Origin of the sequence: Aquidulcibacter sp. (genome assembly GCF_044346625.1) — a bacterium.
Lineage (GTDB): Bacteria > Pseudomonadota > Alphaproteobacteria > Caulobacterales > Aquidulcibacteraceae > Aquidulcibacter.
The window spans coordinates 15,012-40,495 of sequence record NZ_JBIIYV010000011.1 but is presented as its reverse complement, the minus strand read 5'-3'; the positions used below and the strand labels follow the sequence as shown (position 1 = coordinate 40,495).

Genomic DNA, 25,484 nt, shown 5'->3' with positions numbered 1-25,484 from the left:
TGCGCGGGTGGGTACAGGGTTTGGCCGACGGCACTTCATTGAGCTGGTGCCACCTGAAAGTTGGCCCAATTGTGAGGGACGGAAAGATGCGCGTGCTGGTCACTGGGGCTGCCGGCTTTATCGGGTTTCATACTGCTGCTGCCTTGGTGCGGCGCGGTGATGACGTCGTGGGCTTTGATATCGTCAATGACTATTATGACCCAGCTCTGAAAGGGGCCCGCTTAGCCCTGTTAGAGCGCGTTGCTGCAGAGGCCCCGGGTAGTTTCACCTTCATCTGTGCGGACTTGGGTGATCACACCACAGTCGACGCGTGTTTTGCGGACCACGCGTTTGACCGTGTGATCCATTTGGCTGCTCAAGCCGGCGTGCGCTATTCGTTAGATAATCCACGCGCTTATGTTGCGTCTAACATCGTTGGTTTCACCAATATTTTGGAGGCCTGTCGGGCCCACAAAATTGCGCATCTGACTTATGCCAGCACGTCGAGTGTCTATGGCGGCAACACGCATATGCCCTTTGTTGAAACCAATGGCGCAGACCATCCGTTACAATTTTACGCGGCAACCAAGCGCGCCAATGAATTAATGGCCCATTCTTACAGCCATTTGTTCGGCTTGCCGACCACAGGTTTGCGGTTCTTTACAGTTTATGGCCCGTGGGGCCGGCCCGATATGTCACCTTATTTGTTCACGAAGGCGATCTTCGCGGGAGAGCCAATCCAGGTCTTCAATTTTGGCCATCACAGCCGCGACTTCACCTATGTTGATGATATTGTTGAAGGTGTTGTCCGCATAAGCGACCAGATTGCTGCACCAAATCCGAATTGGGACAGTGACGCGCCGGACCCATCCACGTCGTCAGCGCCTTTCCGCATCTATAATATCGGCAATAACAGCCCGGTCTTGTTAGCGGACTATATAGCCGCCATCGAAAATGCGGTGGGCAAGAAGGCCATCCTGGAAATGCTGCCGCTTCAGCCCGGTGATGTCCCCGATACTTCCGCAGATGTTACTGCACTTGTCGCGGCAATCGGCTATAAACCCTCCACACCTATCCAAGTCGGCGTAAATGCCTTTGTGGATTGGTACCGCCAGTATCACGGGCTCTAACGCCCCCTTTTCGTCACGAAACGATAGGCCGCAAATGGACGCGCAGTTTTCGACCTTGACCCGCATTAAAGATTTCGTCGGGCCGCAAGGCTGGACGGAAGATCCTGACCTGATCGCTCCACATTTGATTGAGTGGCGCGACCGTTGGAGTGGGGCTGCGCCGATCTTGCTGATGCCTTCCTCAACCGCTGAAGCGCAAATGATTATCAGCCAATGCAACGAGGCGGGTTTGGCCGTTACCACGCAAGGCGGCAATACAGGCCTCGTGGGCGCTCAAATTCCTCAAGGTGAAGTGCTGATTTCCACCAAGCGCCTCAATGCCATTCGCTCGGTCGATCCGGTCGATGATGCCATCGTGGCTGAAGCCGGTGTGATCTTAACCCAAGTCCAAGAAGCGGCGCGTCAAATCGGCAAGCGCTTCCCGTTGAGTTTGGCTTCAGAGGGCTCGGCCACCATTGGGGGCCTGATTTCGACCAATGCCGGTGGTGTCCATGTGCGTCGTCACGGCATGATGCGCGCCCAGATTTTGGGGCTTGAGGCTGTGCTGCCTAATGGGTCGCTCTATGAGGGCCTTTCGGCCTTGCGCAAAGACAATACGGGCTACGACCTCAAGCAGTTATTCATCGGGGCCGAGGGGACTTTGGGTCTGGTTACCGCTGCAACGCTGAAGCTGGTTGCCCAACCCCGCTACATGACCGTTGCTTTGTTGGCCTTGGAAACGCCCGAGCAAGCTGTCGAACTGCTGCATCGCCTTGAAGCCGAGACCGCAGCGGTGGCCGCGTTTGAAGTGATGAACCATCTGGGCGTCTCGCTCGCGCTCAAAAACATCGCCAATGTGCGGGTCCCCTTTGCCGATGTGCCGCCTTGGCTGGCCTTGGTAGAGTTTGAGGGGGCCAATGCCGATCTGGTCGAGAAAGTGGAAGATGCGCTCGCCTCAGCCCTTGAGGCAGGGCTCGCCCTTGACGCTGTCGTCGCCCAGAATGAGGCGCAGGCAAAGTCCTTCTGGTATTTGCGCGAGGAGATGAGTGCGTGCCAAAAGCCGGAAGGCGTAGCGGCGAAGCACGATGTCTCGGTCCCCGTTTCCAAGATACCGGCTTTCCTGACTCTCGCCGATGCCGCGGCAGAAAAGGTAGTACCCGGTGCACGGATTGTGGCTTTTGGCCACTGTAGCGATGGCAATATCCACTACGATGTGATCCAGCCCGGCACGATGTCATCACAGGCCTATAAGGCACTGGTACCGCAGATGAATGAGGCGGTCCATGACGTTGCGATGTCGTTCAACGGCTCGATCTCGGCCGAACATGGCATTGGCATCAGCCGTCGCGATGAGTTTCTGCGGCGGGAGCCTGAGGCCCATTTGGCCCTCATGCGCGCGATTAAGGCCAGCTTTGACCCTAAAAATATTATGAACCCGCGCGTACTACTCTAAAGTAGTTGACGGGCCATCCAGTCAGCAAAGCGCGCCTGTGCGTCTGCGGTTTGGGCGGGATTGAACCGAAACGTTGGATTGACCGAGGTTTCTTCGTCAAATGAATGGGTGGCACCGGGATAAATATGGGTCTCGACCGGCGCACCGGTACCGCGAACTTTGTCTGCGGCCTTGAGGGGGTACCTGGTACCAGACAGTGTGTCATTCTCACCCAACATCAGGAAAGCCGGTATGGGCTTTTGCCAACCCCTTCGCAGCGTTTGTGCCCCAAGGCTACACCAAGGATAGACCAGAAATGCCGTGGTTAATCCTTCAAGCGGGTCAGCAGGTACGCCCACTAGGTCCGCAAACTCTGCTACTTCTGCGCCCAAGGCCAAGGCGTCCATCACCGTCCAGCCGCCATGGCTCCAGCCCGCTGCGGCGAGACGATCTGCCTGCACCCAGTCTTGGCTACGCGCCCAATGCATCAGCGAGATCAAGTCGCCTGCGCGCTCCCGACCCCACAGACGCATGCCCGAGCAAATGAGCATGCGTGCTTCTATCAGGCTGATACCGCGAGGGCGGTAGGAATCCACCACGACACTGGCAATGCCCTTGGCCGCCGCAGCTTTAGCATAGCCCGGTTGTGGACCATCGGGATCGCCGCACCCGTGAAACAAAAAAACGGTCGGAAACGGGCCTTGCCCCTCTGGCCGAACAATCTGGCAGAAGGGAAGCAGGCGTTGTGCGCGAGCATCTAATGTTTCGCGAGGAAACTTCTTCATCATCCCCGCCTTTAGTGCCGGAAGTGGCGCATGCCTGTGAACACCATGGTGATGCCGGCCTCGTCTGCCGCTGCAATCACTTCATCATCGCGGATCGAGCCGCCTGGTTGGATAACGGCTGTCGCGCCAGCCTCAACAGCCTGTAACAAGCCGTCGGCAAAAGGGAAAAAGGCATCAGAAGCACAAGCAGACCCGATGGTGGCCGCTTGGCTCCACCCTGCGGTCTCAGCTGCTTCAACGGCGCGAACGGCAGCAATACGCGCTGAATCACGCCGGTTCATTTGCCCAGCACCAATGCCGGCGGTGACGCCGTGCTTGGCATAAACAATCGCGTTTGACTTCACATGCTTGGCGACCCGGAAGGCAAACAGCATGTCGGTTAGCTCCTGCGCCGTTGGGGCACGCTTGGTCACCACTTTAAGGTCTGGTGCCAAAATGCGCCCGGTATCGCGGTTCTGGACCAAGAAGCCGCCCGCCAAGGTACGGAAGGTCAGGCCAGCTTGGGTGGGGTCAGGCAAACCACCCGCCAGCAGGAGGCGGAGGTTCTTCTTCTTGGCAAAGATGGCCTGCGCATCTTCATCGGCATCGGGGGCAATGACAACTTCGGTGAAGATTTTGACGATCTCATCGGCTGCTGCGCCATCCAATTTGCGATTACAGGCCACAATACCGCCAAAAGCTGAAACCGGGTCACAGGCCAAAGCACGCAAGTAAGCGTCCGTCAGTGACGACCCAATCGCGACGCCACACGGGTTGGCGTGCTTAATAATGGCCACGGCAGCGGCTTCGCTTGCATCAAATTCACCGACCAATTCGTAGGCAGCGTCAGTATCGTTGAGATTATTGTAGGAGAGTTCTTTGCCTTGCAATTGACGGGCGGTTGACACACCCGGACGCTTCTCGGTTGTCGCATAGAAAGCTGCGACTTGATGGGGGTTCTCACCATAGCGCAGGCTTTGGACTTTCGGACCACCAAACGCGCGCCAATCGGGTGAGGCATCACCGACTTGACCAGCATACCAGCCCGAAATCGCCGCATCATAGGCGGCGGTGCGGGCATAGGCTTTTGCTGCCAATTGTTTGCGCGTGATTTCCTCTGTGCCGCCATGGGCCGTCATATCGGCCAGGACCTTTTGCACATCGTCCAGATCGGTTGCCACAGCACACCAATCGAAATTCTTAGCCCCCGCCCGGATCATCGCAGGCCCACCAATGTCGATATTCTCAACACAGGTCTCAAAGTCGGCCCCAGACGCCAAAGTCGCCTCGAACGGATAGAGATTGACCCACAAGAGATCGATCCCTTCAATCCCGTGTTGGGTCATCGCGGCTTCATGATCGGCAACATGGCGCAGGGCCAAAAGGCCGCCGTGGACCGCTGGATGCAAGGTCTTCACCCGGCCATCCATCATTTCGGGAAAGCCTGTTACATCCGCCACATCGATGACAGCCAAGCCTGCTGCTGCCAGTGCTTTACTGGTTCCGCCGGTAGAAACCAGAACCACCCCTTGATCGGCCAATTGCCGCGCCGTTTCAATCAGACCTGTCTTATCCGAAACCGAGATAAGGGCCCTGCGGACGGGACGGATAGTTGACATGATTTAAGGCTCCGGCGGAGGGTGAACACAAATGAGAAGCGCCGCTTATAGGCTGCGAATCAGCCTGTGGCGACAGGGGTGCACAGCCTCAAACAACGGGCGGTTTGGTCACTTTTTTGACTGGCTTCTTCACCGCAGGTTTCACTTTTTTGGGGGCGTCAGCAGGGTTAGGTGTCTTGGTCTTGAACTTACAAATCTCTGCAATACCACAGCGCCAACAGGCAGGCTTTCGCGCATCACAGACATAACGGCCATGTAGGATCAGCCAGTGATGCGCACCCTTTTTGTAGGTGTCCGGTGTCACGCGCTCCAGCACCGCTTCAACCTGATCTGGGTTTTTCCCAGGTGCAAGGCCAGTCCGGTTCGAGACGCGGAAGATGTGTGTATCGACGGCAATAGTCGGCTCACCAAAGGCCTCGTTCAGCACGACATTGGCCGTCTTGCGGCCAACACCTGGCAACTCAGTCAAGGCATCTTGGCTGCGGGGCACCTCGCCGCCATATTTTTCTAGCAACAGCTCAGACAAGGCGATCACATTTTTCGCCTTGTTGCGCCATAGACCAATGGTCTTGATGTAACTCGCAACACCCTCTTCGCCCAAAGCCACCATTTTTTCAGGCGTATCTGCGACTGCAAACAAGCGCTTGGTCGCCTTATTGACCCCGACATCCGTCGCTTGAGCCGAAAGGGCGACTGCCACGACCAGCGTATAGGGGTCTGTATAGTCCAGCTCGGTGCGAGGATCGGGGCGCTCTGCCGCCAATTGCGCATAAAGGGCTGCAATCTCGGCGACTTTCAGTTTCGATTTTGTGACTTTTGCTTTTGTGGCCATATGCCCGCCATAGCCAATTGTGGACGTAGTCGCTAGCCCCTCCACGAAGTCATGGACTTACTACATTCTTCAACTGTGCTTTCGGAAAGTTTGCGCTAGCTTAGGCGTCATGAGCACGTCGATCACCGCCCTTTCCGATGCCCCAGAATTTGATCAGCGTGACGCCATTTATATGGACGCCGTGCTGCGCCCCAACCGATCGCTCTCGGTAAATGGTTTTCGGATTGTGATGCTGTCCTTAGCGGCCATGAGTTTTTTCTCAGGCCTTGCCTTTCTTGCGATTGGTGCCTGGCCTGTGATCGGCTTTTTCGGCTTGGATATCATCTTGGTCTATCTGGCGTTTAAGGTGAACTTCAAAGCGGGGGCTCGGGAATGCGAAACGGTGAAGGTGAGTGCCGCGCAAGTGGCAATCTCTAAGACGTGTCATCGTGGTAGGGTAGGGTGGTGGCGCGTTAGCCCCAGTTTTGCCCGCGTTATTGTAGATGAACTCAACGAATACGAGACCCAAGTGACTCTATCTGCCGGCGGGGCTAGGCTGCCCTTAGCAACTTGTCTGTCACCGCCAGAACGCGTCGCATTTGCCGCCGCCCTCAAAGCCGCGCTAGAACAAGCCCGCGACGAGCGCTACCCAACAGAAGTGACTGTTTGAAAGGTCTCAAGATGGAATATCTGCACACCATGATCCGCGTCGGCAATTTGGACGCCGCCTTGGAATTCTTCTGCGGTGGCTTGGGTCTGGTTGAGCTTCGCCGGACCGAGAATGAGAAGGGGCGCTTTACTTTGGTGTTTTTGGCGGGCCCCGTCGATGCAGATCGTTTCAGAGCGCAAGGCGAGGCCCCACAAAGCGGCCTTCCTGGCGGCTTGCCGATGGTAGAACTGACCTACAATTGGGATGAGCATGCTTATGAAGGCGGCCGTAATTTTGGCCATTTGGCTTATCGGGTCGAGGATATCTATGGTTTATGCGCTCATCTGGCAGCGCGTGGTGTCATCATCAACCGCCCGCCGCGGGATGGTCATATGGCGTTCGTTCGTTCACCAGACGGCATTTCAGTTGAACTCTTGCAACGTGGTGCCGCTTTGGCCCCACAAGAGCCTTGGGCCAGCGCCGCCAATATTGGCTCTTGGTGAGAGGCTTGGTCTAAAGTCCGCAAACGACAGACAAAAAGATGATTGGGGAGGAAGACGTGATGCATAAACGATTTTTGGCTTTGATAGGGGTGGCTCTGGCTGGCATGATGTCTGTGGCTTGCAGCCCCGATTTGCCGCGTGCAGTCGTTGAGGCCCGCTATACCTCGCCAACTTCGCAGTTCATCACCATCAGTGATGGCGTCCGCCTACACGTCCGGGATGAAGGCAAGCGTGATGCCCCCGTGCTGATCCTCGCCCATGGCTCCAATGCTTCCCTCCATACGTGGGAGCCTTGGGTGGGACAACTCAAAAACAATTGGCGGGTGATCAGTTTTGACTTTCCTGCCCATGGTCTGACCGGGCCCTCAAAGAGTGGGGTCTATTCCGGCACAACCTATGTGCAGGTCGTGGACGATTTGGCGCAGCATTTCAAAGTCGATCGCTTTGTCTTGGGTGGTAATTCCATGGGTGGTGCTGTGGCTTGGCGCTATGCATTGGCCCACCCTGAAAAAGTCGCAGGCCTTATTCTGGTGGACGCAGCTGGCTACCCCCGCGATACAGGCAAGCCACCCCTTATCTTTCGTTTGGCACGTGCACCAATTCTTGGTGACGTGTTCTCCCGTGTCAGCACTAAGGGCATGATTGAATCCAACCTCAAGCAAGTGATGGTGGATGATGCTTTGGTGACGCCAGAAATGGTGAAGCGCTATCATGACCTTTTGATGCGCGAAGGTAATCGTCAAGCCACGCTTGCCCGGATGCGGGCGGGCCCCGATGCACCCGGAGCCTATCAGCAAATCCCAACCATTACTGCGCCAACCTTGGTGATTTGGGGTGAGGCCGATCCCTGGATTCCGTTCGCAGACGCCAAGCGTTTTACCCAAGAGATCAAGGGTTCCAGGCTGGTCGCCTACCCAAATATTGGTCACTTGCCCCAGGAAGAGGTTGCGCTCGCCACGTCGAAGGAAGTCGAGGCCTTCCTCCAGCAAGTCTATCCAAAGCCCTTGCCCTGATCGCACTTGCTTGAGAAAAAGGGTGCAACGCGCTGTCACCAAGAGTGACAGTGGAGGGGGTGGCGCGTCAGGGTGAAGGTTTCTATCTACACTGCACTCATATAGGTCTCGCAAGACTTGAAAGGCGCTTATAGATGTGCGGCATTATTGGAATCTTGGGCAAAGAGGCTGTGACTGCCCGTCTCATTGAATCGCTGAAGCGGCTTGAATATCGCGGTTATGATTCCGCCGGGATCGCAACCTTGGTCGATGGCAAGATTGAGCGTCGTCGCGCCCAAGGCAAGATCAAGAATTTAGAAGATGTGTTGGTGACGTCGCCTTTGCCCGGCCTTATTGGCATCGGCCATACGCGCTGGGCCACCCACGGTGCCCCATCGGAGCGCAACGCCCATCCCCACGCGACCAATCGGGTCGCCGTGGTTCATAATGGCATAATTGAGAACTTTCGTACCCTGCGGGCAGAGCTTGAAGCCGAAGGCCGTACCTTTGATTCTGAAACCGATACAGAAGTAATCACGCAATTGGTCTCGCGTGCGCTCGATTTGGGCGCGAGCCCAAAGGATGCGGTGATTGAGGCACTGAAGCGGGTGCGTGGTGCTTTTGCAATTGCTTGCCTGTTTACAGGTGAGGAGGATTTGCTAATCGGCGCGCGCCAGGGCAGCCCTTTGGTGGTCGGCGTTGGCGAAGGTGAGATGTATTTGGGCTCAGACGGGATTGCCGTTGCCCCATTCACCAACCGTGTCATCTATCTGGAAGAGGGCGACCTCGTTGTCCTAAGCCGGACGTGCCATGCCATCTATGATGTGGCGCGCAATCCTGTTGAGCGTCCGATCAAGTCTGTGGCCGCAAGTGCTGCAGCCGTCGAAAAGGGCAATTATCGCCACTATATGCAAAAGGAAATCCACGAGGAGCCCGATGCTGCCGCCCGCACGATCGGCTATTATGTCGACCCTTTGGAAGAGCGCGTGACATTGCCGGACTTTGGTGTTGATTTCGCCCAGATCGACCAGTTGTGGATCATCGGCTGTGGCACCGCTTATTTGGCAGGCCGTGTTGGCGAATACTGGTTCGAGCAAGTGGCAGGGCTATCGTGTGAAACCGACATCGCCTCAGAGTTCCGCTATCGCGAGCCCGTAGCAGCTGGACGTGCTGCGGCCTTGTTTATCTCCCAGTCGGGTGAGACTGCCGATACGTTAGAGGCGCTACGTTTGTGCAAGCGGAAGGGTTGGAAGACGATTGCAGTCGTCAATGTTCCTGAAAGCTCGATCGCGCGCGAAGCAGATGCCGTGCTGCCGACCTTGGCCGGGCCTGAAATCGGTGTGGCCTCAACAAAAGCTTTTGTGGCGCAATTGTCTGCCCTTGCAGCAATCTCGGTTGCCGCAGCTTTGGCTCGCAAGAAGATTGACCGCGATGAAGAGCGCCGTCTGGCGCATCTGTTGATGGAAACCCCGCGCCTTATTCGTGAAGCTCTCAAGGTTGAATCTACCATTGCGGCAGCAGCAGAAGAAGCCAGTCACGCCCGGTCGATTCTCTATATTGGTCGCGGCATGGCTTATCCGATAGCGTTGGAAGCGGCACTAAAGCTCAAGGAAATCAGCTATATTCATGCCGAAGGCTATGCGTCAGGTGAGTTGAAGCATGGTCCGATTGCCTTGATCGACGAAGTTACGCCGGTCTTTGCCATCGCTCCGCATGACCATTTGTTTGAAAAGACCATCTCGAACGTGCAAGAAATTGCGGCGCGCAAGGGTCGTGTGACGTTGTTCTCGGATGCTCTGGGGATTGAAGAAGCAGGCGATGTCGCGCGCTATACGATCGAGGCACCAAAAGCCGATCCATTTGTGGCCCCGATTGTCTATTCGCCTTTGATCCACTTACTGGCGTATCATGTCGCAGTGGCCAAAGGTACAGACGTAGATCAGCCCCGCAACCTCGCGAAGTCCGTTACGGTCGAGTGATCTGACGCAGGACAATCGCGCGCTTCAAAAGGGTAAATGGCGACCAGGCAAATTGGCCAGCTAAAGCTCTTAGGCTGACTTTGCGATTGGCTTGGATGGCTTTTCGGGCTTGCCAAGCAGTGCCCCACCCTTTGAGGCCATCTGCCAATCCACGGCCATAGGCGCCGCCTGCGCCGCGCCAAGCCGTGTGCGCCCACAACAAGAGGGTTGCCCCTAGATGGGGCAGCAGCAACAACCAAAACAGGGCCACCGGCATATTGCGGACAAAAGTCCAAAGCCTATTGCGCGTGCCGTGATAGACGGCAAATTCTGACAAACGCCCGCTGGACGCAGAGCCCAAATGACGGACATGTGCGTCAGCCAATTGAATGACCTGGCCACCCGCCAAACGGTGACGAAAGCCGAGGTCAACGTCTTCACAGTAACAAAAGAAGCTTTCCTCATACCCGCCTAACTGGGCAAACTGGTCTGCACGCCACATGGAAGCTGCTGCACATGGGCTAAAGGTCTGCCCATCGACCAAGTCACTTGGCCAAGGCTTGCGATAGCCGCCTCGGAAGGGAATGCCAAATGCATGATAGACATCGCCCGCCCCATCCAATAGGCGCGCATCCTCGTCCAGGATCTGGGTGGAGCCAAAGGCTGTCACATCCGGGTAAACCTTGATTGCGGCCATTAGCGCCTCGAGCCAGTTTGGCTCTGGAAAGGCATCCGGGTTGAGGCAGATCACCCAATGACCGCGGGCGAGCCTAGCTGCTTGATTATTGGCCGCTGCAAAGCCTGTATTGTGCGCATTCGCTACAAATTGGGTCGCGCGCGCTTGAGTTGCCACATCGGGACCGGTGCCGTCTGGCGAAGCATTGTCGATCAGTATCGTCTCAAAATCGCAAAAAGTCTGCGCGTCGAGACAATCAAACAAGCGCGGTAAGTGCGCCCTGCTTTTGTAAGCGACGATAAGGATCGAGACGCGTGGCTCAGCCAAGATCAGCCAAGCGCCTCAACGGCGGCACAAATGGCTTCGCTGGTGATGCCGAAATGGGCGTAGAGGGCTTGATAAGGCCCAGACGCACCAAAGCCTTTCATGCCGATAAAGGTCCCCGTCGGGCCAATCCAGCGATCCCAGCCGAAGCGAACGGCCGCTTCTATTGCGATCTTCGGAAGATCGCCACCAAGAACTTCGTTCTGATAGGCTGAAGTTTGGCTCTCAAATAACTCGAGGCAAGGGGCTGACACTACACGCACGCCAATCCCGGCTTCCGCCAATTTGGCTTGGGCGTTCATCGCAATCTCAACTTCTGAACCCGTTGCGATCAAGACCGCTTTTTCTGGCAGGCTCGTTGGTGACAATACATAGGCACCCTGTGCACTGCGATTGGTTGGCGAGCCGTCTTTGCGTTGGAAGGCGAGCTTTTGGCGGGTCAAGGACAAGACCGATGGAGTCTTCGGGGCCAGCAAAGCTAATTCCCAGCATTCAGCGACTTCAACGGGATCACAAGGGCGGAATACGTTGACATTGGGGATGGCCCGCAAGGAAGCCAAGGTTTCAACAGGTTGGTGGGTTGGCCCATCTTCGCCCAAGCCAATACTGTCATGGGTCAAGACATGGATGGTGCGAATTTCCATCAGTGCACCTAGGCGCAGGGCTGGACGTAAATAGTCGGCAAACACGAGGAAGGTTCCAGAATAGGGCACCACGCCGCCATGTAGGGCCATGCCGTTCATGGCCGCCGCCATGCCATGTTCGCGCACGCCATAATGGACGTAGCGCTCTTGATAGGCGTTCGCCCCAAAGCCTTTCATGCCGGCTACTTTTGTGTTGACCGAACCGGTCAAATCCGCCGAACCGCCCATGAGCAGGTCAAGGGCTGGAACCAAAACTTCCAAGGCTGCCCCAGAGCTCTCGCGGGTCGCAAGTGAAGGGGCTTTGTCGGCCATTGTGGCACAATAGGCTTCGATGAGGGTGCGCAGTTGCGCATGGTCGATCTTTGAGTTCAAAAGGTCGCCGATTGCAGTGCGATCCGCGCGCTTTGCCAAGCGTGCTTGCCAATCTGCATGGGCTTGCGCTCCGCGACTGCCAGCGGCGCGCCAGTCAGCTAGAATTTCGTCGGGCACAACAAATGGTGCATGTGGCCAGTTAAGCGCTTTGCGTGTCGCTTCAATCTCGCCAGCGCCAAGCGGCGACCCGTGCGTCTTGGCGGTTCCTGCCAAATTGGGAGAGCCAAAGCCGATTTGGGTGCGACAGGCAATCAGGACCGGCCGGTCAGACGAAATGGCCGCGGTCATAGCCGCTTCCAGCGCAACTGGATCATGGCCATCAACCCGACTTGTTTGCCAGCCAGCGGCATCAAAGCGCTGAAGCTGGTCGCCGGTCTCGGCCACCGACAAAGCCCCATCGATGGAGATCTCATTATCGTCCCATAAAACGATCAGGCGGTTCAGGCGGAGGTGGCCTGCCAAGGAAATCGCTTCATGGCTGATCCCCTCCATCAAGTCGCCGTCCGACGCGATAACCCATGTGTGATGGTCGCAAACATCTGCGCCCAAAGTTGCCCGCAAATGGGCTTCGGCCATTGCCATGCCGACGGCAGTTGAAATGCCTTGGCCTAGGGGGCCGGTTGTCGTTTCAACCCCTGGCACATGGCCATATTCAGGATGGCCCGCTGTAAGGGCACCCATTTGGCGGAAGCGCCTCAATTGGTCCATCGTCATGGCTTCATAGCCAGTAAGATGAAGCAGTGAGTAAATCAGCATCGAGCCGTGGCCAGCCGAGAGCACAAAGCGGTCGCGATCTTGCCAGTTCGGGGCCTTGGCGTCGAATTTCAGAAACTTGGTGAACAGGATTGTTGCCACATCTGCCATGCCCATGGGCATACCGGGGTGGCCAGAATTGGCCGCCTGAACGGCATCCATCGAAAGAAAGCGGATGGCGTTTGCAAGGTCTGTATGGCTGGTCATGGGAGCGGGAACTTTCGTCGGCTGATTGACGGACCGCATATAGGACTCGCTGCTGCCTAACAATGGTGAACGGCACCTCATCCGCCCAAGGCCTCCTCCAAATAATCGGTGGACTCATTGCAGACTCATTGTGGTCAAATTCTACGCCCGATTTTGTCGTAGTGGCGGTGCATAACCAACTCACACACAGAGTGAGACCTGAACATGACCATCTTATCTTACCCAAAGTCCCGTCGTCGCGCCGCTAAGCCAAAGACTGCCCCAGTGGCCGTGCCAGTGGCCCCGCCTTCAGGGGCTTTGCTCAATGCAATCCTGTCCTATGCGGACATTTCGGAGGATATTGGTGGTGGCTTGACGCTATTGCGGGTCAGCGCCAAGCGCATGGATGATGCGGTGATAACCCAAAGCCTTGGGCGCGAAGCCGCTCGCTTGGCTGATGTGTCCATCCTGTGGAATGATGATGAAAGCGAAATTCACGCGGTCCTAGATGCCGCCATTCCGAGTGGGGTTGAGGACTTTTGGACCGAACCGCAGTTTGAGCTGACAGATCTAGCCATGGCCTATCTTGACGAGATGCTCGACTTGGAAGAGCGCGCTAAGGCAAGCTAGCCTTTTATTTGCGCAGCTTAGCGTCTCATAAACACTTTATTCGCCATAATCTTGCCTTGCGAGGGGTAACATGCGGCCACAAACCGCCTTATAAGTGGGCTTATGACGACAATTGCTCTGGTCGATGACGACGAAAACATCCGCGCTTCCCTGGAAATTCTGTTTCAGAGTGAAGGTTATGACGTGCGAACCTATCCGGACGGTGCCACAGCTCTGCCGGCATTGATCTCGGACCCGCCTGACATTGCGATCCTTGATATCAAGATGCCGCGCATGGATGGCGTCGAATTATTGCGCCGTGTTCGGGAAAGTTCAGACGTGCCCGTTATCTTTCTGACGTCGAAGGATGATGAGATTGATGAGGTAATCGGCTTCTCGGTCGGTGCTGATGATTTCATCCGCAAACCCTTCTCGACGCGTTTGCTGTCGGAACGGGTGAAGGCAGTTCTTCGTCGCTCTCGCCCAGTTGACGCAGTAGAAGATGAAGGAAGTCCGTCGGAAGACGACAAGAAGGTCGTCACGCGCGGCTCCTTGACCATGGACCCCAATCGCCATGCTTCTTATTGGAAGGGCAAGCCAGTTCGCCTTACGGTGACCGAGTTCCTCTTGTTGCAAGCGCTCGCCCAACGGCCAGGCTTTGTAAAAAGCCGCGATCAGTTGATGGACGCTGCCTATGACGACAGCGTCTATGTCGATGACCGCACCATTGACAGCCACGTGAAGCGTGTGCGCAAGAAATTCCGCGAAGTTGATGGTGAGTTTGATGCCATCGAGACGCTTTATGGGGTCGGCTATCGCTACAAAGAATCCTAAAAGGAAGCCTCAGGCACCCTTCGGAAAAACCCGGAGGCAACGCCGCCGTGGCGGTATTGCGGGCATTATCTTTATAGCCAACTTTGCCGGCATCGTTATTTTGGTGCTGGGCTCACTTCTGTTCAACGAGTTGCGATCTGGCCTGACAAAGGCGCGTATGGACGCCTTGCGCGCGCAGGGCTCAACCATTGCCAGTGTCTTGGCCGAAGCAGCCATTCCAGCTGACGCCGTACCTGTTTTGGATGAGGGCCGCGCCCGAGCTATTCTGAGGCGGTTGTCACGTGAGCCGGGTGCACGCCTGCGCCTATTCAGCCGCGACTTGCGCCCGATTGCTGACAGCACGATCCTTGATGATATTGTCAATGTGCGCGAATTGCCTCCACTAGGGCCTGCAGCACCCGATATTGGGGAAGTAGCAGGCAAAGCGGTTTCCAATGTGCGGGTCTTTATCCAAGGGGCCAGTGACGATCCTAAAAAGGCGCTGATCCGGGAAGTTTCCACCGCCCTGCAAGGCAATATTGTTCAAAGCGAACGCTTTGATGAAGATGGCCGCCGGGTTGTTTCTGTTACGGTCCCCATTCAGCGCATTCGCGCTGTCGTGGGGGTTTTGACGCTTGAAAGCGGTGACGTTAGCGAGATCGTAGAAGCAGAACGGCGTGCACTTTACCCGTTTATTTTCTCTGCCATTTTGGTGACGGCAATCTCTGCTAGTATGTTGGCTTGGTCGATCGCCGTGCCGCTGCGCCGTTTAGCCGCCGCCGCAGACAATGTGCGCAGCGGCCGGGCACAGGAATTGGATGCCGATGCGCTTCGAAAGCGGCCAGATGAGATCGGGGATTTGGCAGATGCTCTCGCTGCGATGACCGCAACGTTGCAAGACCGCATCGACGCCAATGAGAGCTTTGCCGCTGACGTAGCCCATGAGATAAAGAACCCCTTGGCAGCGATCCGCAATGCTGCAGAACTCCTGCCCCGTGCGACGACGCCGAGTAGTAAGGCCAAGCTTGAATCGATTATCTTGAATGATGCCCGACGGGTCGACCGCTTGGTGACAGATATCGCCAATGCATCCCGCCTGGATGCAGAGCTGGCTCGCGCCAGTCAGCAAAAATTCTTTATGGCCGATATGATCGATGACATGGCTCAAGCCTATGGGTCGATTGGTCACGCTCGCGAAGTTGAAATTGTTGTACGCCACCCAGATGAGACAGACCGCTTGGCGGTAAGCGGGCGGGAAGAAGCAATTTCACGCATTCTGACGAATTTACTCGATAATGCACTGTCGTTCTCACCGACAGACGGCAAAGTTGTTTTACTCGGCGCGCGGGACGGAAAGGTAATCCGGATCACGGTTGAAGATGAAGGCCCCGGTATTCCAGAAGAATCCCTGCAGAGCATCTTCAATCGCTTCTACACTCACCGCCCAACCAGTGCCGGGGAAGAAGGCCAAGCCGCCTTTGGCAAACATTCGGGCCTTGGCTTGGCCATTGCCCGCCAGATTGCCGAGAGCCATGGCGGTGCCGTCTGGGCTGAAAATCGTGAAGACCGCAGCGGTGCGCGCTTCGTCCTTGAGTTGCCCGCAGTCTAAGCCTTAGGGTGTCGCCAACGCCGGATGGGCCAGCAAATCGTGCGTCACCACAGGGTAAAGCGACGCTAAAAGCGTCAATGCGGCAATGATGTTGAACGCGCGTAGTTTGACCGGGTCTTGCAGGAATTGCCGCATTTGCATTCCCAGAAAGGCCCATAGGGCAACTGTTGGCAAATTGATTGCGCCAAACACCAAAGCCACAATTAAAAGACCAATCATTGGCTGATCTGCTGGTACATAAGCGGTGACGGACATGAGGGACATGGTCCAAGCTTTTGGGTTCACCCATTGGAATAGACACGCCTGCAAGAAGCTGAAGGGTTTCGCCGTCGAAGCCGCATCACCCTTTGGCGCTGCCGCTGTGGCAATCTTCCAAGCCAAATAGATCAAATAGGCCACTGACCCGACTTTCAGGACCGTGTAGGCAATCGGGAAGCTTACAAAGACTTGCGCCAAGCCAAGGCCGATCAGGACAGTCATTACAACAAAGCCAATCGAAACACCCAACATGTGAGGCAGAGTGCGGGCAAAGCCGAAATTGGTGCCTGACGCCATCAACATCAGATTATTGGGCCCTGGCGTGATTGAGGAAACGAGGGCAAAGCCGCATAGGCCGAGGAAAAGTTCTTGTGTCATCATGACGCAATTTTATGCGTTAAATGATCGCATGTTCTTGCAAATTCAGTAGTCACGGCTAAAACTACACATGTTATGAGTACTTTGGATGAGACAGATCGAAGAATATTGCGCGTTCTTTCGCATGACGCGCGCATCAGCAATGTCGACCTCGCGGGCAAAGTGGGCCTGTCGCCTTCAGCCTGCCTCCGGCGTGTGCAGGAATTAGAGCGGCGAGACATCATCCAAGGCTATCGCGCACAGTTGAATTCCGCCGCCCTCGGCATTGGCTTTCTGGCCTATGTGACGGTGGGTCTGTCCCGCCATACCAAGCAGGAGCAGACGGATTTTGAGGCTGCAATCAAACGCGCACCGCAAGTGCGTGAATGCCACAATATAACCGGCACAGTGGAGTATTTGTTGCGGGTCGAGACGACAGACCTGCCCGCCTATAAGCATTTCCACACCGAAGTCCTTGGTGCTCTGCCGCAAGTTTCCACCATCACCAGCTACATCGTGATGGGCTCGCCTAAGGATGAGCGGGGGTAGGGTTGGCCAGACATCCATGTAATGGCTTGGGTCAAGTGCCGCGCACCCGCTCAGGAAGCGGTAAATAGGCCGATGCAAAACCCACAATTCCGACAATTATTGGCACTAACATGATCGCCTCAATAATGACCAAACTACCTCGATCTTTCGAGCTTGAGACATGTCGAGATACGGAGAGGAACACACAAGATCTCCTGCCCCACCGGTTTTGATACTTTTCCAAATAAAACAGGGATTGAATGATCACCCTGATTTCTGCCCACGACTTTACCCACGCAACTTGGTGCTAGGGGCCCGACTTCTCCACAGATCTCTGCTGCCTGTTCGATCGGTTACGATGTGTTTCCCAGTGAGGCGCAGCTGCGCCGAGGGTCCGTCGAGCTGAAGTTTCATGGGTCAGTGAAAAATCGCACAATGGCTGGTCTGCAGGAAGCTGTGGCATGTGCTAGGCAGTCTTTGGGTCTGAAACACTGGCCACCCCCGCGGCGCGCTTGGCAATGATCGCACCAAGTGATCTGACTGTGCCACCCGAAAGATCGCGATCCTCAAGGTCCTTTTCTGTGTCCTGAAGCGCGCCAGCTACCAACTGGCAAAGCTCTAGGACCCGCTTGCGCACAAAAGGCATGCGCAATCCGGCATCCTCAGAAAACCTCTCCCATGCTCGGGGTGATAACTCTTCCAAGGCTCCGGCTCCACCGATCTTCATCGCCATTCGGGTTGCGACTTGAGGCCAGGCCATTGTGCACAGAAGGTCGTAGAGTGGGGCGAGCACCGTTCCATCGCTTGGCGAATAAAGCAGGCTGAAGTTCTTTCCATGCGCATCGGCGTTGCCGATGATCAGGTTGAAGATAGTGGCATCCAACAGCTTCAACACCTCTATAGCAGGTCTGGTGGTAACGCTGCGCACCAGTGAAAAGCTGGTCTTGAAGGTAGGCCCGCCCTCGGCGGCATATTTGCTTTCAGATTGATGGCCAAGCGCCTGGCAGAAGTCTTCCTGATGCACGCGGTGCATCGAACCATCGGGGCCAAGTTGGCGATCATATCGCTCGATCAGCAGGAACTTCCGGCCCTGCACCACGCGGGGATCAACAGGTGCGACCAACAGGCCAATCGCCTTTGCCAGTCGCATGACAAAAGCTTCGTTCTCGACGCTCCCTGCAAATCTGGTCATCTCCGGCTTAAGGATATGGGTAGTTGGTTGACCCGGCGACGGCAGGCAAATTTGGTTATCGCGCACCACCACAGGAACTTTGTTTTGCGCTCCTGCCAACGATAGTCGCAGTCCTGCTTGCCCTGCCAGCAATGGGCGCAGGGGCAGGGAGTCTAGTATCTTAGCGAGAGCACTTTCGGTGAGTGGTTCGGGCTCATAAGCAGGCTGATAGACCGGCGCTGCCTGCCCCTCCGGCCAAATCGCCAAAGCGCCTGCGACATCACCGCCCATGGCGTCCAGCAGAGCAAAGTCATTGCTCCGGGACAAGCCAAGTGCACTGGCTGCGGCATCCCTTTGGCCTTCTTCGGGCAGTAGGCCGGCAAAGAAGCTGCGCGTCTGGCGACGGCCATAAGGCTCAATGCGCAAGGGCAGGGCGGTCGAAATTGCTCTGGCAGCAGGCTGCGCCAGCCAATCTGATGAATAGAAAAATCCTAAATCGCCATCGGCGTCGCGAAACAGGGTGCCAACGATCTGGCCCTCCCACCAGACAGACAGGCGGCTCATGGCGCTGGTCCCGTGACATCCATCTGAAGCCCCAGCGCTGCCGCCACTGCCAGCGCCTTGCCCAATTGAATACTGGCCTTGCCAGCCTCCAACTCAATAACAAAGCGTACGCCGACGCCCGCTGCGCCAGCCAGTTGGTCCTGGCGCAAGCCTTGTGCTTTGCGCGCGCTACGTACCGCTTTTCCGAAAGTGACAGGGGTCATGGTATTGGTCAATTTAACTTCCCGATCAGGAAAATACACAGATTCATCTTATGCCACAACTAAAAAATTCCTGATCAGGAATTTATCATAGATCAGCCCGGTGGATGGACGATTTCATCCCGATCGAGATGAAAGGGCGCAGGTTGATTAAGATGCTACTGGCTAGCCTTTACGGCCAATGCCCCATATCCTAAGCCGCGATTGATGATGGCATGCTTGCCCAGGCTAGTGGTGACGTGGTCTTCGACAAAGCCCTCAGCCCGGCCATGGCAGATTTGGTCGTGAGTGCCATAGTTGATGACCTTGCGTAGGGTCATCAGATCATCCCCGCTGGCGCGCTTGCCACGGATCAGCACATGAGCATGGGGCTGGTCTTTATCGTGGTGGTTGCGCCAACCCAAAACGATTGTCGCCAATTGTCGATCAATAAACCCGCAACTTCGGTGGGATGGTAGCCACGTCGTTGCTCATGGTGTTCATATGCACAGGGCGATAGTCGATTTTGACCGAACCCGTTGCCTCATCATACCAGGTGAGCGTGTGCTTCATCCAATTAACGTCGTCGCGGTCTGAATAGTCTTCACGGGCATGGGCACCGCGGCTCTCAGTCCGGTTTGCCGCGCCATACATGGTCACCATGGCTTGGCTCAGCAAATTGTCGAATTCCATGGCTTCAGCGAGGTCAGAGTTCCAGATCATGGAGCGGTCGGTGATGGCGATATCTGGTGCACCAGAAAACACCTTATCCATCTCCTTGCAGCCTTCGTCCAAGGTTTCACCTTCACGATAAACCGCGCAGTGGTTCTGCATCACCTTCTGCATCTGCAAGCGAAGCGCTGCCGTGGGCGTGCCGCCCTTGGCTTGGCGGAACCGGTCTAGACGGGCCAAGTGGCTGTCGGTCATCTCATTTGTAAGTTCTGGCTGGCGGGCACCTGACTGAACGGTTTCACCACAGCGCAAGCCGACAGCGCGGCCAAACACGACCAAGTCGATCAAGGAGTTAGAGCCCAAACGATTGGCCCCATGGACCGACACGCAAGCGGCTTCACCAACGGCCATAAGGCCACGAACAACTTGGTCGGGGTCGCCGCCGACTTTGGTTAGCACTTCGCCATGATAATTGGTCGGGATCCCGCCCATATTATAATGCACGGTTGGCAAAACTGGGATCGGCTCTTTAGTGACGTCCACGCCAGCAAACACTTTGGCGCTTTCCGAGATCCCGGGTAGACGTTGGGCCAAAATGGCTGGATCCAAATGGTCGAGGTGGAGGTGGATGTGATCCTTGCCAGGGCCAACGCCGCGGCCTTCGCGGATTTCCATCGTCATCGCCCGAGAGACCATATCTCGTGGAGCCAAATCCTTCACGGTCGGCGCATAACGCTCCATAAAGCGCTCACCTTCCGAATTGGTCAGATAGCCACCTTCGCCACGTGCGCCTTCGGTGATGAGGCAGCCTGCACCGTAAATGCCGGTTGGGTGAAATTGCACAAATTCCATATCCTGCAAAGGCAGGCCTGCCCGCAATACCATGGCATTGCCGTCGCCAGTGCAGGTGTGCGCGCTGGTGCAGCTGAAATAAGCACGGCCATAGCCGCCAGTAGCCAGAACTGTGCGCTGGGCGCGGAAGCGGTGCAGCTTGCCTGTCGCCAATTCCCAAGCTGTCACACCGATGCAGGCACCGGTCTCGTCCATGATCAGGTCAAGGGCGAAATATTCGATGAAGAACTCAACGTCATATTTCAGAGAGTTGCCGTAAAGCGTGTGCAAGATGGCGTGGCCGGTGCGGTCGGCGGCAGCACAGGTGCGCTGAACAGGCGCTTCACCATAATTGCGGGTCATACCGCCGAAGGCGCGCTGATAGATTTTGCCATCGTCGGTTCGTGAGAAGGGCACGCCCCAATGCTCGAGCTCATAGACCGCTGCAGGCGCATTGCGGGTCAGATACTCAATGGAATCTTGGTCGCCCAGCCAGTCTGAACCTTTCACGGTGTCAAACATATGCCAGCGCCAGTCATCTTCGCCCATATTACCGAGCGCTGCAGAGATTCCGCCTTGGGCCGCCACCGTGTGTGACCGGGTCGGGAAGACCTTTGAGATGCAAGCTGTTTTCAAGCCGGCTTGGGCCGAACCCAAAGCGGCGCGCAGCCCAGAGCCGCCAGCGCCGACAACAACAACATCGAAGGTATGGTCATTCCACTGATAGTCCGCCGTCATGGGCTTAAGCTCCAACGAATACTTTGGCGACCGAAAGGATCGCGATGACTGCTAAGATAGCGGGGATGGCCGTGTTGGCGAGCAAAGATACAGTGCGCGCAACAGGCCCAGTGATGTAGTCTTCGATCACTACCTGCATGCCGAGGCGCATGTGGAACAAACCGGTTAGAACCAAAAGGGCGGTCCCGGCAGCATTGAGTGGGTGCTTCATCCAGCCAATGACGCTGTCATAGCTGCCATCGGTTCCCAAAAGGACCGATAAAGCAAACCAAGGCAACAGGACGGTTAGGAAAATTGCGGTCGCGCGTTGCTGGATAAAATGGCCAACGCCATGCTTGGCCGAACCAAGGCCACGGGCGCGAGACAATGGCGTACGTAATGAATGGGTCATCGTCTGCCTCTTAAGCCAAAAATGCGAGTGCAAAAACCAAAACAGCCCCGACGGCACCGGCGATGATCGTCGCCCAACCTGTCGCGGTGGACACCTTCGGGTCAAACCCTTTGCCAGCATCCCAAGCTAAGTGGCGGATGCCATTGGCCAAATGATAGCAGGCCGCTGCTGTAATGCCAAAAAGGATCAAGAGACACAGCGGGCTCATCAAGAAGGCCATATATGCCCCATAGGCTTCAGGGCCGCTTGCCAAGGCCATCACCCACGCAGTTAGAACCATTGCGCCCAAGTAGAGGGCAACGCCCGATGCCCGGTGAAAAATCGATGTCGCCATCGTCACGTGCCAACGCCAGACTTGCAGGTGTGGCGACAAAGGGCGCTTATCGTGTGCTTGTGGACCTGCCATGCTCATCCCCAGATAACCTGTCTGTGACATGGAAGAGAGTGACCGCTTCGTCAACGTTTCTCGTCAGGTGAAGTAGCAAAATAGCTTCATTCAGCTGGGTTTAGCTGCATGATTTAAAACAAGTTGGCTTAAGGAGGTGGTCTCTTCGCTGCGGGCACGAAGAACCAGACTTGTATCGCCAAGTTGTGACAGCCAAGTCTCTACCCAAATCTGCCAAGCTTCATGAAAGCCGATCAAGGCTGGCATGCCCCTCTGACCTCTAGCCTGCGCCCACGCAGTCGCGTCGATCCATGCCAAATTGCCTGCAGACCATGACGGCGTGCTTGACCTATGCAACCGCTCGAGGTGGTCGGCCATATCGTCCACATGTAGATATAGGACCATTGGTTTGGCCTTGGCTAAGGCGGCTAGGCGCGTCGTGGCAAGGTGAAGAATTTGTTCTTCAGGCACACCAGCGGCAAAAGCGGGCAGCAGTGTGTTTTGGATCAAGGTCGCATCTAGTAAAACAATTCCCCGATTGACAACACACTGGGCCGCCAGTCGCGCCCAAGGTTCTAGCCCATACGCTCTGGGCTCAGGCTCCCGACCCGACAAAAGATCGACTTGCTCCGTTCGGATAGGGTGATCGGGATCGAACTCCAGAAAAGCACGGGCTTCTAGTCCTTTAGCTTCCAAATCCTCCGCCAGCCGCAGGGCGAGGCTGGTTTTGCCTGCGCCGATTGGGCCTTCGATCAAGATAATCTGTCGATTGATTCTGCTCATCATCTTTCGGCCTGGAATTGAAGTCCTATATGGGAAGCTGTTACTCGCTGAACCTTTGGCAAAATGGTCCGTTAGCACTCGTTTTTATCATAACAACTTTGTCATCATCTTATGCGACGGAATAGACGTATAGCCACGTTGAACACGCTAAGCAAAATTCCAACTGGCTGGCTTAAAGCCGTCCAAAAAGAAAAATAGGTCTCCCCGATGTCCATCCGTTTCGTACTTTTAAGCAGCGCGGCTGCGCTTTTGCCTTTTGTTGTTTCAACGCCACTTTTGGCCCAAACCGCCTCGCTGCAGCCAGCCAAAGCTAATTCTGTCCCCGTAACGGCCCAACCCGTGGATCCAGCAACCGCCGTCGAAGAACAGCCGGTCGATGAAATTGTGGTGCGTGCACAGCGTGGCCCAAACTCTGTGCCCGGAGATGCTGTCCCAGAAACCACTTTGGACCCAGTTGAAATCACAGCCCTCGGGGCTTCCAACATTGCTGAGGTACTGGCAGCTTTAGGGCCGCGCGCAGGTTCCGGTCGTGGTCGTGGCAGCGGTCCGCCTGTTATCTTGCTGAATGGTCGCCGCATCGGCAGCTTCCGGGATGTGCAAGGCCTTGCTTCAGAAGCAATTTTGCGTGTTGAGATTTTCCCTGAATCGACCGCGCTCCAATATGGCTATTCGGCGGATCAGCGCGTTATCAATTTCATTCTGAAAGACAATTTTCGTGCTATCACGACGGAGTTGAGCGCAGGGACAGCGGCGGAAGGTGAGCAATCGCGCGGTGAACTGGAACTTGGCTTGTTAACCATCGGGGCCAAAGGGCGCTTGTCGATCAATGGAGAGGTGTCAAGTCAGAACAGCGTCACAGAGGCTGAGCGTGGCGTACGTCGTGCCACATCGCCAACCAGTTCTGCGTTTAGGACGCTTTTACCAGAGACACAGGCCGCAGAGCTGGGCATCAGTTACAATCGCAATTTCGGAAAATCGATGGGGGCCACCTTCGACCTCCGCTTTGACTCAAACGAAAGTCAAAGTCTGTTGGGTCTAGCCCCTACCCCAACCGGGCTGCCGGTCGCGATCACGCCCATCGAGCGCACGTCAAAAGTCGACACCTCGCGTGCAGCTGTCACTGTTAACGGCACAACCGCCGGCTGGCAGTGGACGGCCACAGGCTCTGCTGATCAAACAAAGTCAGATACCAAAACACTGTCTGCCTTGACGCAGCCACAGACATCCAATTCTACGGCCAGCGTTTTTGAAGCGATTTACAATACAACCGGGCCGCTTCTTGATGTGCCAGCGGGGCCGATCCGGGGATCCTTCCGCATTGGTTATCAAGATCGCCAGCTCGATTCGGAGTCCTTCCGCAATGGGCTGGTCACGCTCACCAATCTCAGCCGGGGTGATGTGACGGCGCGGGGCAATCTCTCGATCCCTGTAACCAGTCGGCGTTCGGGCTTTGGTGAAAAGTTTGGCGATTTGAGTGTCAGCGTGAACAGCTTTTACACCGACCTGTCAGATTTTGGCGGTCTGCAAGGAGGTGGGCTCGGCGTCAATTGGTCCCCGATCAGCACGGTTCGCCTTTCCATGGCTTATGATGCTTCAGAAGCCGCGCCTAGCATTCAGCAATTGGGTAATCCTGTTCTCGTCACGCCGGGGTCCGCGGTTTTTGATTTTCAAACCGGCCAAACTGTTTTGGTCAATCGCACAAGCGGCGGAAACTCCGGCCTAAAGGCGGAAAGCCGCGCAGATACCACGTTCAGTGTGAATTATTCGCCCGCCAAGTTCGAAGGCCTCGATCTGACACTCAGTTATGCAGTTAATTCCAGCGAAGACACCATCGCTTCATTTCCACTTCTAACGCCCGCATTAGAGGCTGCTTATCCGCGCCGGTTTGAACGCAATAGTGCCGGCGTTCTCACGGGGATTGACCAGCGCCCGATCAATTACGATTCCGCTGACAGTACAATTTTCCGCTATGGCTTTTCCTTTTCCAAAGGCTTCGGTCCACAGATGGGGCGTGGTCCAGGTGGTGGTGGACAACGCCCGCCAACTCCCCAGAACGCAAGTGGCAATGGGCTACAAAGTACCGCGACGCCTCCTAGCAGAACCCAAGGCGGATCTAGCGCTGGAACGGGTGCGAGCCAAACGAGTACACCAACAACAGGTCAAACCAGCCAACCAGCCGGTCAACGTCCCGCCACGGGCACTCCAGGCGGATTTGGCGGCGGATTTGGTGGGCGCGGTGGGCCTCCCGCCGGGGTTTTCTTCGGCGGTGGTGGCTTTGGCGGCGGCGGCTTTGGCGGTGGACAAGGTGGTCAGGCCGGTCGTTGGAGCATCTCCATCTTCCATTCCCTCAAGCTGGAAGACTCCATCGTTCTGGCCCCCAATTTGCCAAAGCTGGATTTGCTCGAAGGGGCAGCTGTTGATGACGGTGGTGGCTCACGCCGTCACACAGTCGAGTTTAATGGCGGTTGGTCCTATATGGGGATTGGCTTCCGCGCTTTCGGGGAATGGCGCGGGCAGAGCAAGATTATTGCCAGTGCAAGCGGGGTCCCTGGCGCGACGGACCTTTACTTTGATGATCTATTTGCCGTCAATTTGCGCGGCTTCTTAAACTTCGAAGCGCGTCCAAACTGGGTCAAGAAAGCACCCTTCTTGAAAGGGTCTCGATTGATCTTGCGAGTCGACAATCTGATAGATTCTGCTCAGAGCGTCCGCGACTCTGCAGGCAATACGCCCGAAGCTTATCAAAAGGCCTTGCTGGCACCACGCGGCCGTTCTGTGGAGTTGAGCTTTAGAAAGCAGTTCTAACCTCTGAATGGAAGTCTCTG

24 protein-coding genes are annotated in these 25,484 nt (G+C 56.0%); 11 read left to right on the top strand and 13 right to left on the bottom strand.

Annotation, left to right across the window (positions count from 1 at the left end; genetic code table 11):
• Nucleotides 1-86 precede the first annotated feature (86 nt).
• Both ACIQ20_RS04945 and ACIQ20_RS04940 read left to right on the top strand, forming a co-directional pair.
• Nucleotides 87-1,109 (top strand): NAD-dependent epimerase, encoded by a 1,023-nt coding sequence (locus tag ACIQ20_RS04945; protein ID WP_395777951.1) that lies wholly within the window; start codon nt 87-89, stop codon nt 1,107-1,109.
• Between the two features lie 34 nt (nt 1,110-1,143).
• Complete coding sequence (locus ACIQ20_RS04940) at nt 1,144-2,541, top strand: FAD-binding oxidoreductase (RefSeq protein ID WP_395777949.1); 1,398 nt, start codon at nt 1,144-1,146, stop codon at nt 2,539-2,541.
• Here ACIQ20_RS04940 and ACIQ20_RS04935 read toward each other — a convergent pair.
• The 3 genes from ACIQ20_RS04935 to nth all read right to left on the bottom strand — a co-directional run bounded on the left by ACIQ20_RS04935 (nt 2,538) and on the right by nth (nt 5,735).
• A complete protein-coding gene (locus tag ACIQ20_RS04935) occupies nt 2,538-3,305 on the bottom strand; it encodes a dienelactone hydrolase family protein (protein WP_395777947.1) in 768 nt (255 codons plus the stop codon). The genes ACIQ20_RS04940 and ACIQ20_RS04935 overlap by 4 nt on opposite strands.
• A gap of 11 nt (nt 3,306-3,316) precedes the next feature.
• The gene (purH, locus tag ACIQ20_RS04930) at nt 3,317-4,903 is read right to left on the bottom strand and encodes a bifunctional phosphoribosylaminoimidazolecarboxamide formyltransferase/IMP cyclohydrolase (protein ID WP_395777945.1); all 1,587 of its coding nucleotides are present in this window, start codon (nt 4,901-4,903) and stop codon (nt 3,317-3,319) included.
• Nucleotides 4,904-4,991: 88 nt separating this feature from the next.
• On the bottom strand, nt 4,992-5,735 hold the full coding sequence (gene nth / locus ACIQ20_RS04925) for an endonuclease III (protein WP_395777943.1): 744 nt from the start codon (nt 5,733-5,735) through the stop codon (nt 4,992-4,994).
• A gap of 109 nt (nt 5,736-5,844) precedes the next feature.
• Between nth and ACIQ20_RS04920 the strand changes: the two genes are divergently transcribed.
• The 4 genes from ACIQ20_RS04920 to glmS all read left to right on the top strand — a co-directional run bounded on the left by ACIQ20_RS04920 (nt 5,845) and on the right by glmS (nt 9,837).
• On the top strand, nt 5,845-6,384 hold the full coding sequence (locus tag ACIQ20_RS04920) for a DUF2244 domain-containing protein (RefSeq protein WP_395777941.1): 540 nt from the start codon (nt 5,845-5,847) through the stop codon (nt 6,382-6,384).
• 11 nt (nt 6,385-6,395) lie between these two features.
• Nucleotides 6,396-6,866 (top strand): VOC family protein, encoded by a 471-nt coding sequence (locus ACIQ20_RS04915; protein ID WP_395777939.1) that lies wholly within the window; start codon nt 6,396-6,398, stop codon nt 6,864-6,866.
• A 59-nt stretch (nt 6,867-6,925) separates the two neighbouring features.
• Nucleotides 6,926-7,879, top strand: coding sequence for an alpha/beta fold hydrolase (locus tag ACIQ20_RS04910; protein WP_395777937.1), 954 nt, complete (start codon nt 6,926-6,928; stop codon nt 7,877-7,879).
• Nucleotides 7,880-8,013: 134 nt separating this feature from the next.
• Complete coding sequence (glmS, locus tag ACIQ20_RS04905; RefSeq protein WP_395777935.1) at nt 8,014-9,837, top strand: glutamine--fructose-6-phosphate transaminase (isomerizing); 1,824 nt, start codon at nt 8,014-8,016, stop codon at nt 9,835-9,837.
• On the opposite strand, the gene ACIQ20_RS04900 is transcribed toward glmS, so the two are convergent.
• Both ACIQ20_RS04900 and tkt read right to left on the bottom strand, forming a co-directional pair.
• A complete protein-coding gene (locus tag ACIQ20_RS04900) occupies nt 9,824-10,819 on the bottom strand; it encodes a glycosyltransferase family 2 protein (RefSeq protein ID WP_395777933.1) in 996 nt (331 codons plus the stop codon). The two genes, glmS and ACIQ20_RS04900, sit on opposite strands and share 14 nt — an antisense overlap.
• A gap of 2 nt (nt 10,820-10,821) precedes the next feature.
• Nucleotides 10,822-12,792, bottom strand: coding sequence for a transketolase (gene tkt / locus ACIQ20_RS04895; protein WP_395777931.1), 1,971 nt, complete (start codon nt 12,790-12,792; stop codon nt 10,822-10,824).
• 204 nt (nt 12,793-12,996) lie between these two features.
• Here tkt and ACIQ20_RS04890 point away from each other — a divergent pair, with 204 nt between their 5' ends.
• From ACIQ20_RS04890 to ACIQ20_RS04880, 3 genes are all read left to right on the top strand, one after another.
• Nucleotides 12,997-13,401 carry a hypothetical protein gene (locus ACIQ20_RS04890; RefSeq protein WP_395777928.1) on the top strand — a complete coding sequence of 135 codons (405 nt, stop codon included), beginning with the start codon at nt 12,997-12,999 and terminating at the stop codon, nt 13,399-13,401.
• A 102-nt stretch (nt 13,402-13,503) separates the two neighbouring features.
• Complete coding sequence (locus tag ACIQ20_RS04885; RefSeq protein WP_395777926.1) at nt 13,504-14,214, top strand: response regulator transcription factor; 711 nt, start codon at nt 13,504-13,506, stop codon at nt 14,212-14,214.
• A complete protein-coding gene (locus tag ACIQ20_RS04880; RefSeq protein WP_395777924.1) occupies nt 14,165-15,802 on the top strand; it encodes a stimulus-sensing domain-containing protein in 1,638 nt (545 codons plus the stop codon). Before ACIQ20_RS04885 ends, ACIQ20_RS04880 begins: the two co-directional genes overlap by 50 nt.
• Before the next feature lie 3 nt (nt 15,803-15,805).
• On the opposite strand, the gene ACIQ20_RS04875 is transcribed toward ACIQ20_RS04880, so the two are convergent.
• A complete protein-coding gene (locus tag ACIQ20_RS04875) occupies nt 15,806-16,441 on the bottom strand; it encodes a LysE family translocator (RefSeq protein WP_395777922.1) in 636 nt (211 codons plus the stop codon).
• Nucleotides 16,442-16,513: 72 nt separating this feature from the next.
• Between ACIQ20_RS04875 and ACIQ20_RS04870 the strand changes: the two genes are divergently transcribed.
• A complete protein-coding gene (locus tag ACIQ20_RS04870) occupies nt 16,514-16,966 on the top strand; it encodes an Lrp/AsnC family transcriptional regulator (RefSeq protein ID WP_395777920.1) in 453 nt (150 codons plus the stop codon).
• A gap of 445 nt (nt 16,967-17,411) precedes the next feature.
• On the opposite strand, the gene ACIQ20_RS04865 is transcribed toward ACIQ20_RS04870, so the two are convergent.
• The 7 genes from ACIQ20_RS04865 to ACIQ20_RS04835 all read right to left on the bottom strand — a co-directional run bounded on the left by ACIQ20_RS04865 (nt 17,412) and on the right by ACIQ20_RS04835 (nt 22,659).
• Nucleotides 17,412-18,680: a type II toxin-antitoxin system HipA family toxin gene (locus tag ACIQ20_RS04865; RefSeq protein ID WP_395777918.1), complete on the bottom strand. Its 1,269-nt coding sequence runs from the start codon at nt 18,678-18,680 to the stop codon at nt 17,412-17,414.
• The gene (locus ACIQ20_RS04860; RefSeq protein WP_395777916.1) at nt 18,677-18,883 is read right to left on the bottom strand and encodes a type II toxin-antitoxin system Y4mF family antitoxin; all 207 of its coding nucleotides are present in this window, start codon (nt 18,881-18,883) and stop codon (nt 18,677-18,679) included. Before ACIQ20_RS04860 ends, ACIQ20_RS04865 begins: the two co-directional genes overlap by 4 nt.
• Nucleotides 18,884-19,038: 155 nt before the next feature.
• Nucleotides 19,039-19,299 (bottom strand): hypothetical protein, encoded by a 261-nt coding sequence (locus ACIQ20_RS04855; protein ID WP_395777914.1) that lies wholly within the window; start codon nt 19,297-19,299, stop codon nt 19,039-19,041.
• Nucleotides 19,300-19,306: 7 nt separating this feature from the next.
• Nucleotides 19,307-21,100 carry a succinate dehydrogenase flavoprotein subunit gene (gene sdhA / locus ACIQ20_RS04850; RefSeq protein WP_395777912.1) on the bottom strand — a complete coding sequence of 598 codons (1,794 nt, stop codon included), beginning with the start codon at nt 21,098-21,100 and terminating at the stop codon, nt 19,307-19,309.
• Nucleotides 21,101-21,104: 4 nt separating this feature from the next.
• Nucleotides 21,105-21,491 carry a succinate dehydrogenase, hydrophobic membrane anchor protein gene (gene sdhD, locus ACIQ20_RS04845; RefSeq protein ID WP_395777910.1) on the bottom strand — a complete coding sequence of 129 codons (387 nt, stop codon included), beginning with the start codon at nt 21,489-21,491 and terminating at the stop codon, nt 21,105-21,107.
• A 10-nt stretch (nt 21,492-21,501) separates the two neighbouring features.
• On the bottom strand, nt 21,502-21,897 hold the full coding sequence (sdhC, locus tag ACIQ20_RS04840) for a succinate dehydrogenase, cytochrome b556 subunit (RefSeq protein ID WP_395777908.1): 396 nt from the start codon (nt 21,895-21,897) through the stop codon (nt 21,502-21,504).
• Nucleotides 21,898-21,987: 90 nt separating this feature from the next.
• Nucleotides 21,988-22,659 carry a hypothetical protein gene (locus tag ACIQ20_RS04835; protein ID WP_395777906.1) on the bottom strand — a complete coding sequence of 224 codons (672 nt, stop codon included), beginning with the start codon at nt 22,657-22,659 and terminating at the stop codon, nt 21,988-21,990.
• Between the two features lie 207 nt (nt 22,660-22,866).
• Between ACIQ20_RS04835 and ACIQ20_RS04830 the strand changes: the two genes are divergently transcribed.
• A complete protein-coding gene (locus tag ACIQ20_RS04830; RefSeq protein ID WP_395777904.1) occupies nt 22,867-25,464 on the top strand; it encodes a hypothetical protein in 2,598 nt (865 codons plus the stop codon).
• The last annotated feature ends 20 nt before the right edge of the window (nt 25,465-25,484 follow it).

What these genes read in the sequence shown, in the direction of transcription:
- nth (WP_395777943.1), bottom strand. Translation starts at nt 5,735, where the DNA reads ATGGCCACAAAAGCAAAAGTCACAAAATCGAAACTGAAAGTCGCCGAG.
- ACIQ20_RS04880 (WP_395777924.1), top strand. Translation starts at nt 14,165, where the DNA reads ATGCCATCGAGACGCTTTATGGGGTCGGCTATCGCTACAAAGAATCCT.
- ACIQ20_RS04915 (WP_395777939.1), top strand. Translation starts at nt 6,396, where the DNA reads ATGGAATATCTGCACACCATGATCCGCGTCGGCAATTTGGACGCCGCC.
- tkt (WP_395777931.1), bottom strand. Translation starts at nt 12,792, where the DNA reads ATGACCAGCCATACAGACCTTGCAAACGCCATCCGCTTTCTTTCGATG.
- ACIQ20_RS04935 (WP_395777947.1), bottom strand. Translation starts at nt 3,305, where the DNA reads ATGAAGAAGTTTCCTCGCGAAACATTAGATGCTCGCGCACAACGCCTG.
- ACIQ20_RS04890 (WP_395777928.1), top strand. Translation starts at nt 12,997, where the DNA reads ATGACCATCTTATCTTACCCAAAGTCCCGTCGTCGCGCCGCTAAGCCA.
- ACIQ20_RS04940 (WP_395777949.1), top strand. Translation starts at nt 1,144, where the DNA reads ATGGACGCGCAGTTTTCGACCTTGACCCGCATTAAAGATTTCGTCGGG.
- sdhC (WP_395777908.1), bottom strand. Translation starts at nt 21,897, where the DNA reads ATGGCAGGTCCACAAGCACACGATAAGCGCCCTTTGTCGCCACACCTG.
- glmS (WP_395777935.1), top strand. Translation starts at nt 8,014, where the DNA reads ATGTGCGGCATTATTGGAATCTTGGGCAAAGAGGCTGTGACTGCCCGT.
- ACIQ20_RS04910 (WP_395777937.1), top strand. Translation starts at nt 6,926, where the DNA reads ATGCATAAACGATTTTTGGCTTTGATAGGGGTGGCTCTGGCTGGCATG.
- ACIQ20_RS04865 (WP_395777918.1), bottom strand. Translation starts at nt 18,680, where the DNA reads ATGAGCCGCCTGTCTGTCTGGTGGGAGGGCCAGATCGTTGGCACCCTG.
- purH (WP_395777945.1), bottom strand. Translation starts at nt 4,903, where the DNA reads ATGTCAACTATCCGTCCCGTCCGCAGGGCCCTTATCTCGGTTTCGGAT.
- ACIQ20_RS04860 (WP_395777916.1), bottom strand. Translation starts at nt 18,883, where the DNA reads ATGACCCCTGTCACTTTCGGAAAAGCGGTACGTAGCGCGCGCAAAGCA.
- ACIQ20_RS04885 (WP_395777926.1), top strand. Translation starts at nt 13,504, where the DNA reads ATGACGACAATTGCTCTGGTCGATGACGACGAAAACATCCGCGCTTCC.
- ACIQ20_RS04870 (WP_395777920.1), top strand. Translation starts at nt 16,514, where the DNA reads ATGAGTACTTTGGATGAGACAGATCGAAGAATATTGCGCGTTCTTTCG.
- sdhA (WP_395777912.1), bottom strand. Translation starts at nt 21,100, where the DNA reads ATGACGGCGGACTATCAGTGGAATGACCATACCTTCGATGTTGTTGTT.
- ACIQ20_RS04835 (WP_395777906.1), bottom strand. Translation starts at nt 22,659, where the DNA reads ATGAGCAGAATCAATCGACAGATTATCTTGATCGAAGGCCCAATCGGC.
- ACIQ20_RS04830 (WP_395777904.1), top strand. Translation starts at nt 22,867, where the DNA reads ATGTCCATCCGTTTCGTACTTTTAAGCAGCGCGGCTGCGCTTTTGCCT.
- ACIQ20_RS04920 (WP_395777941.1), top strand. Translation starts at nt 5,845, where the DNA reads ATGAGCACGTCGATCACCGCCCTTTCCGATGCCCCAGAATTTGATCAG.
- ACIQ20_RS04875 (WP_395777922.1), bottom strand. Translation starts at nt 16,441, where the DNA reads ATGATGACACAAGAACTTTTCCTCGGCCTATGCGGCTTTGCCCTCGTT.
- sdhD (WP_395777910.1), bottom strand. Translation starts at nt 21,491, where the DNA reads ATGACCCATTCATTACGTACGCCATTGTCTCGCGCCCGTGGCCTTGGT.
- ACIQ20_RS04945 (WP_395777951.1), top strand. Translation starts at nt 87, where the DNA reads ATGCGCGTGCTGGTCACTGGGGCTGCCGGCTTTATCGGGTTTCATACT.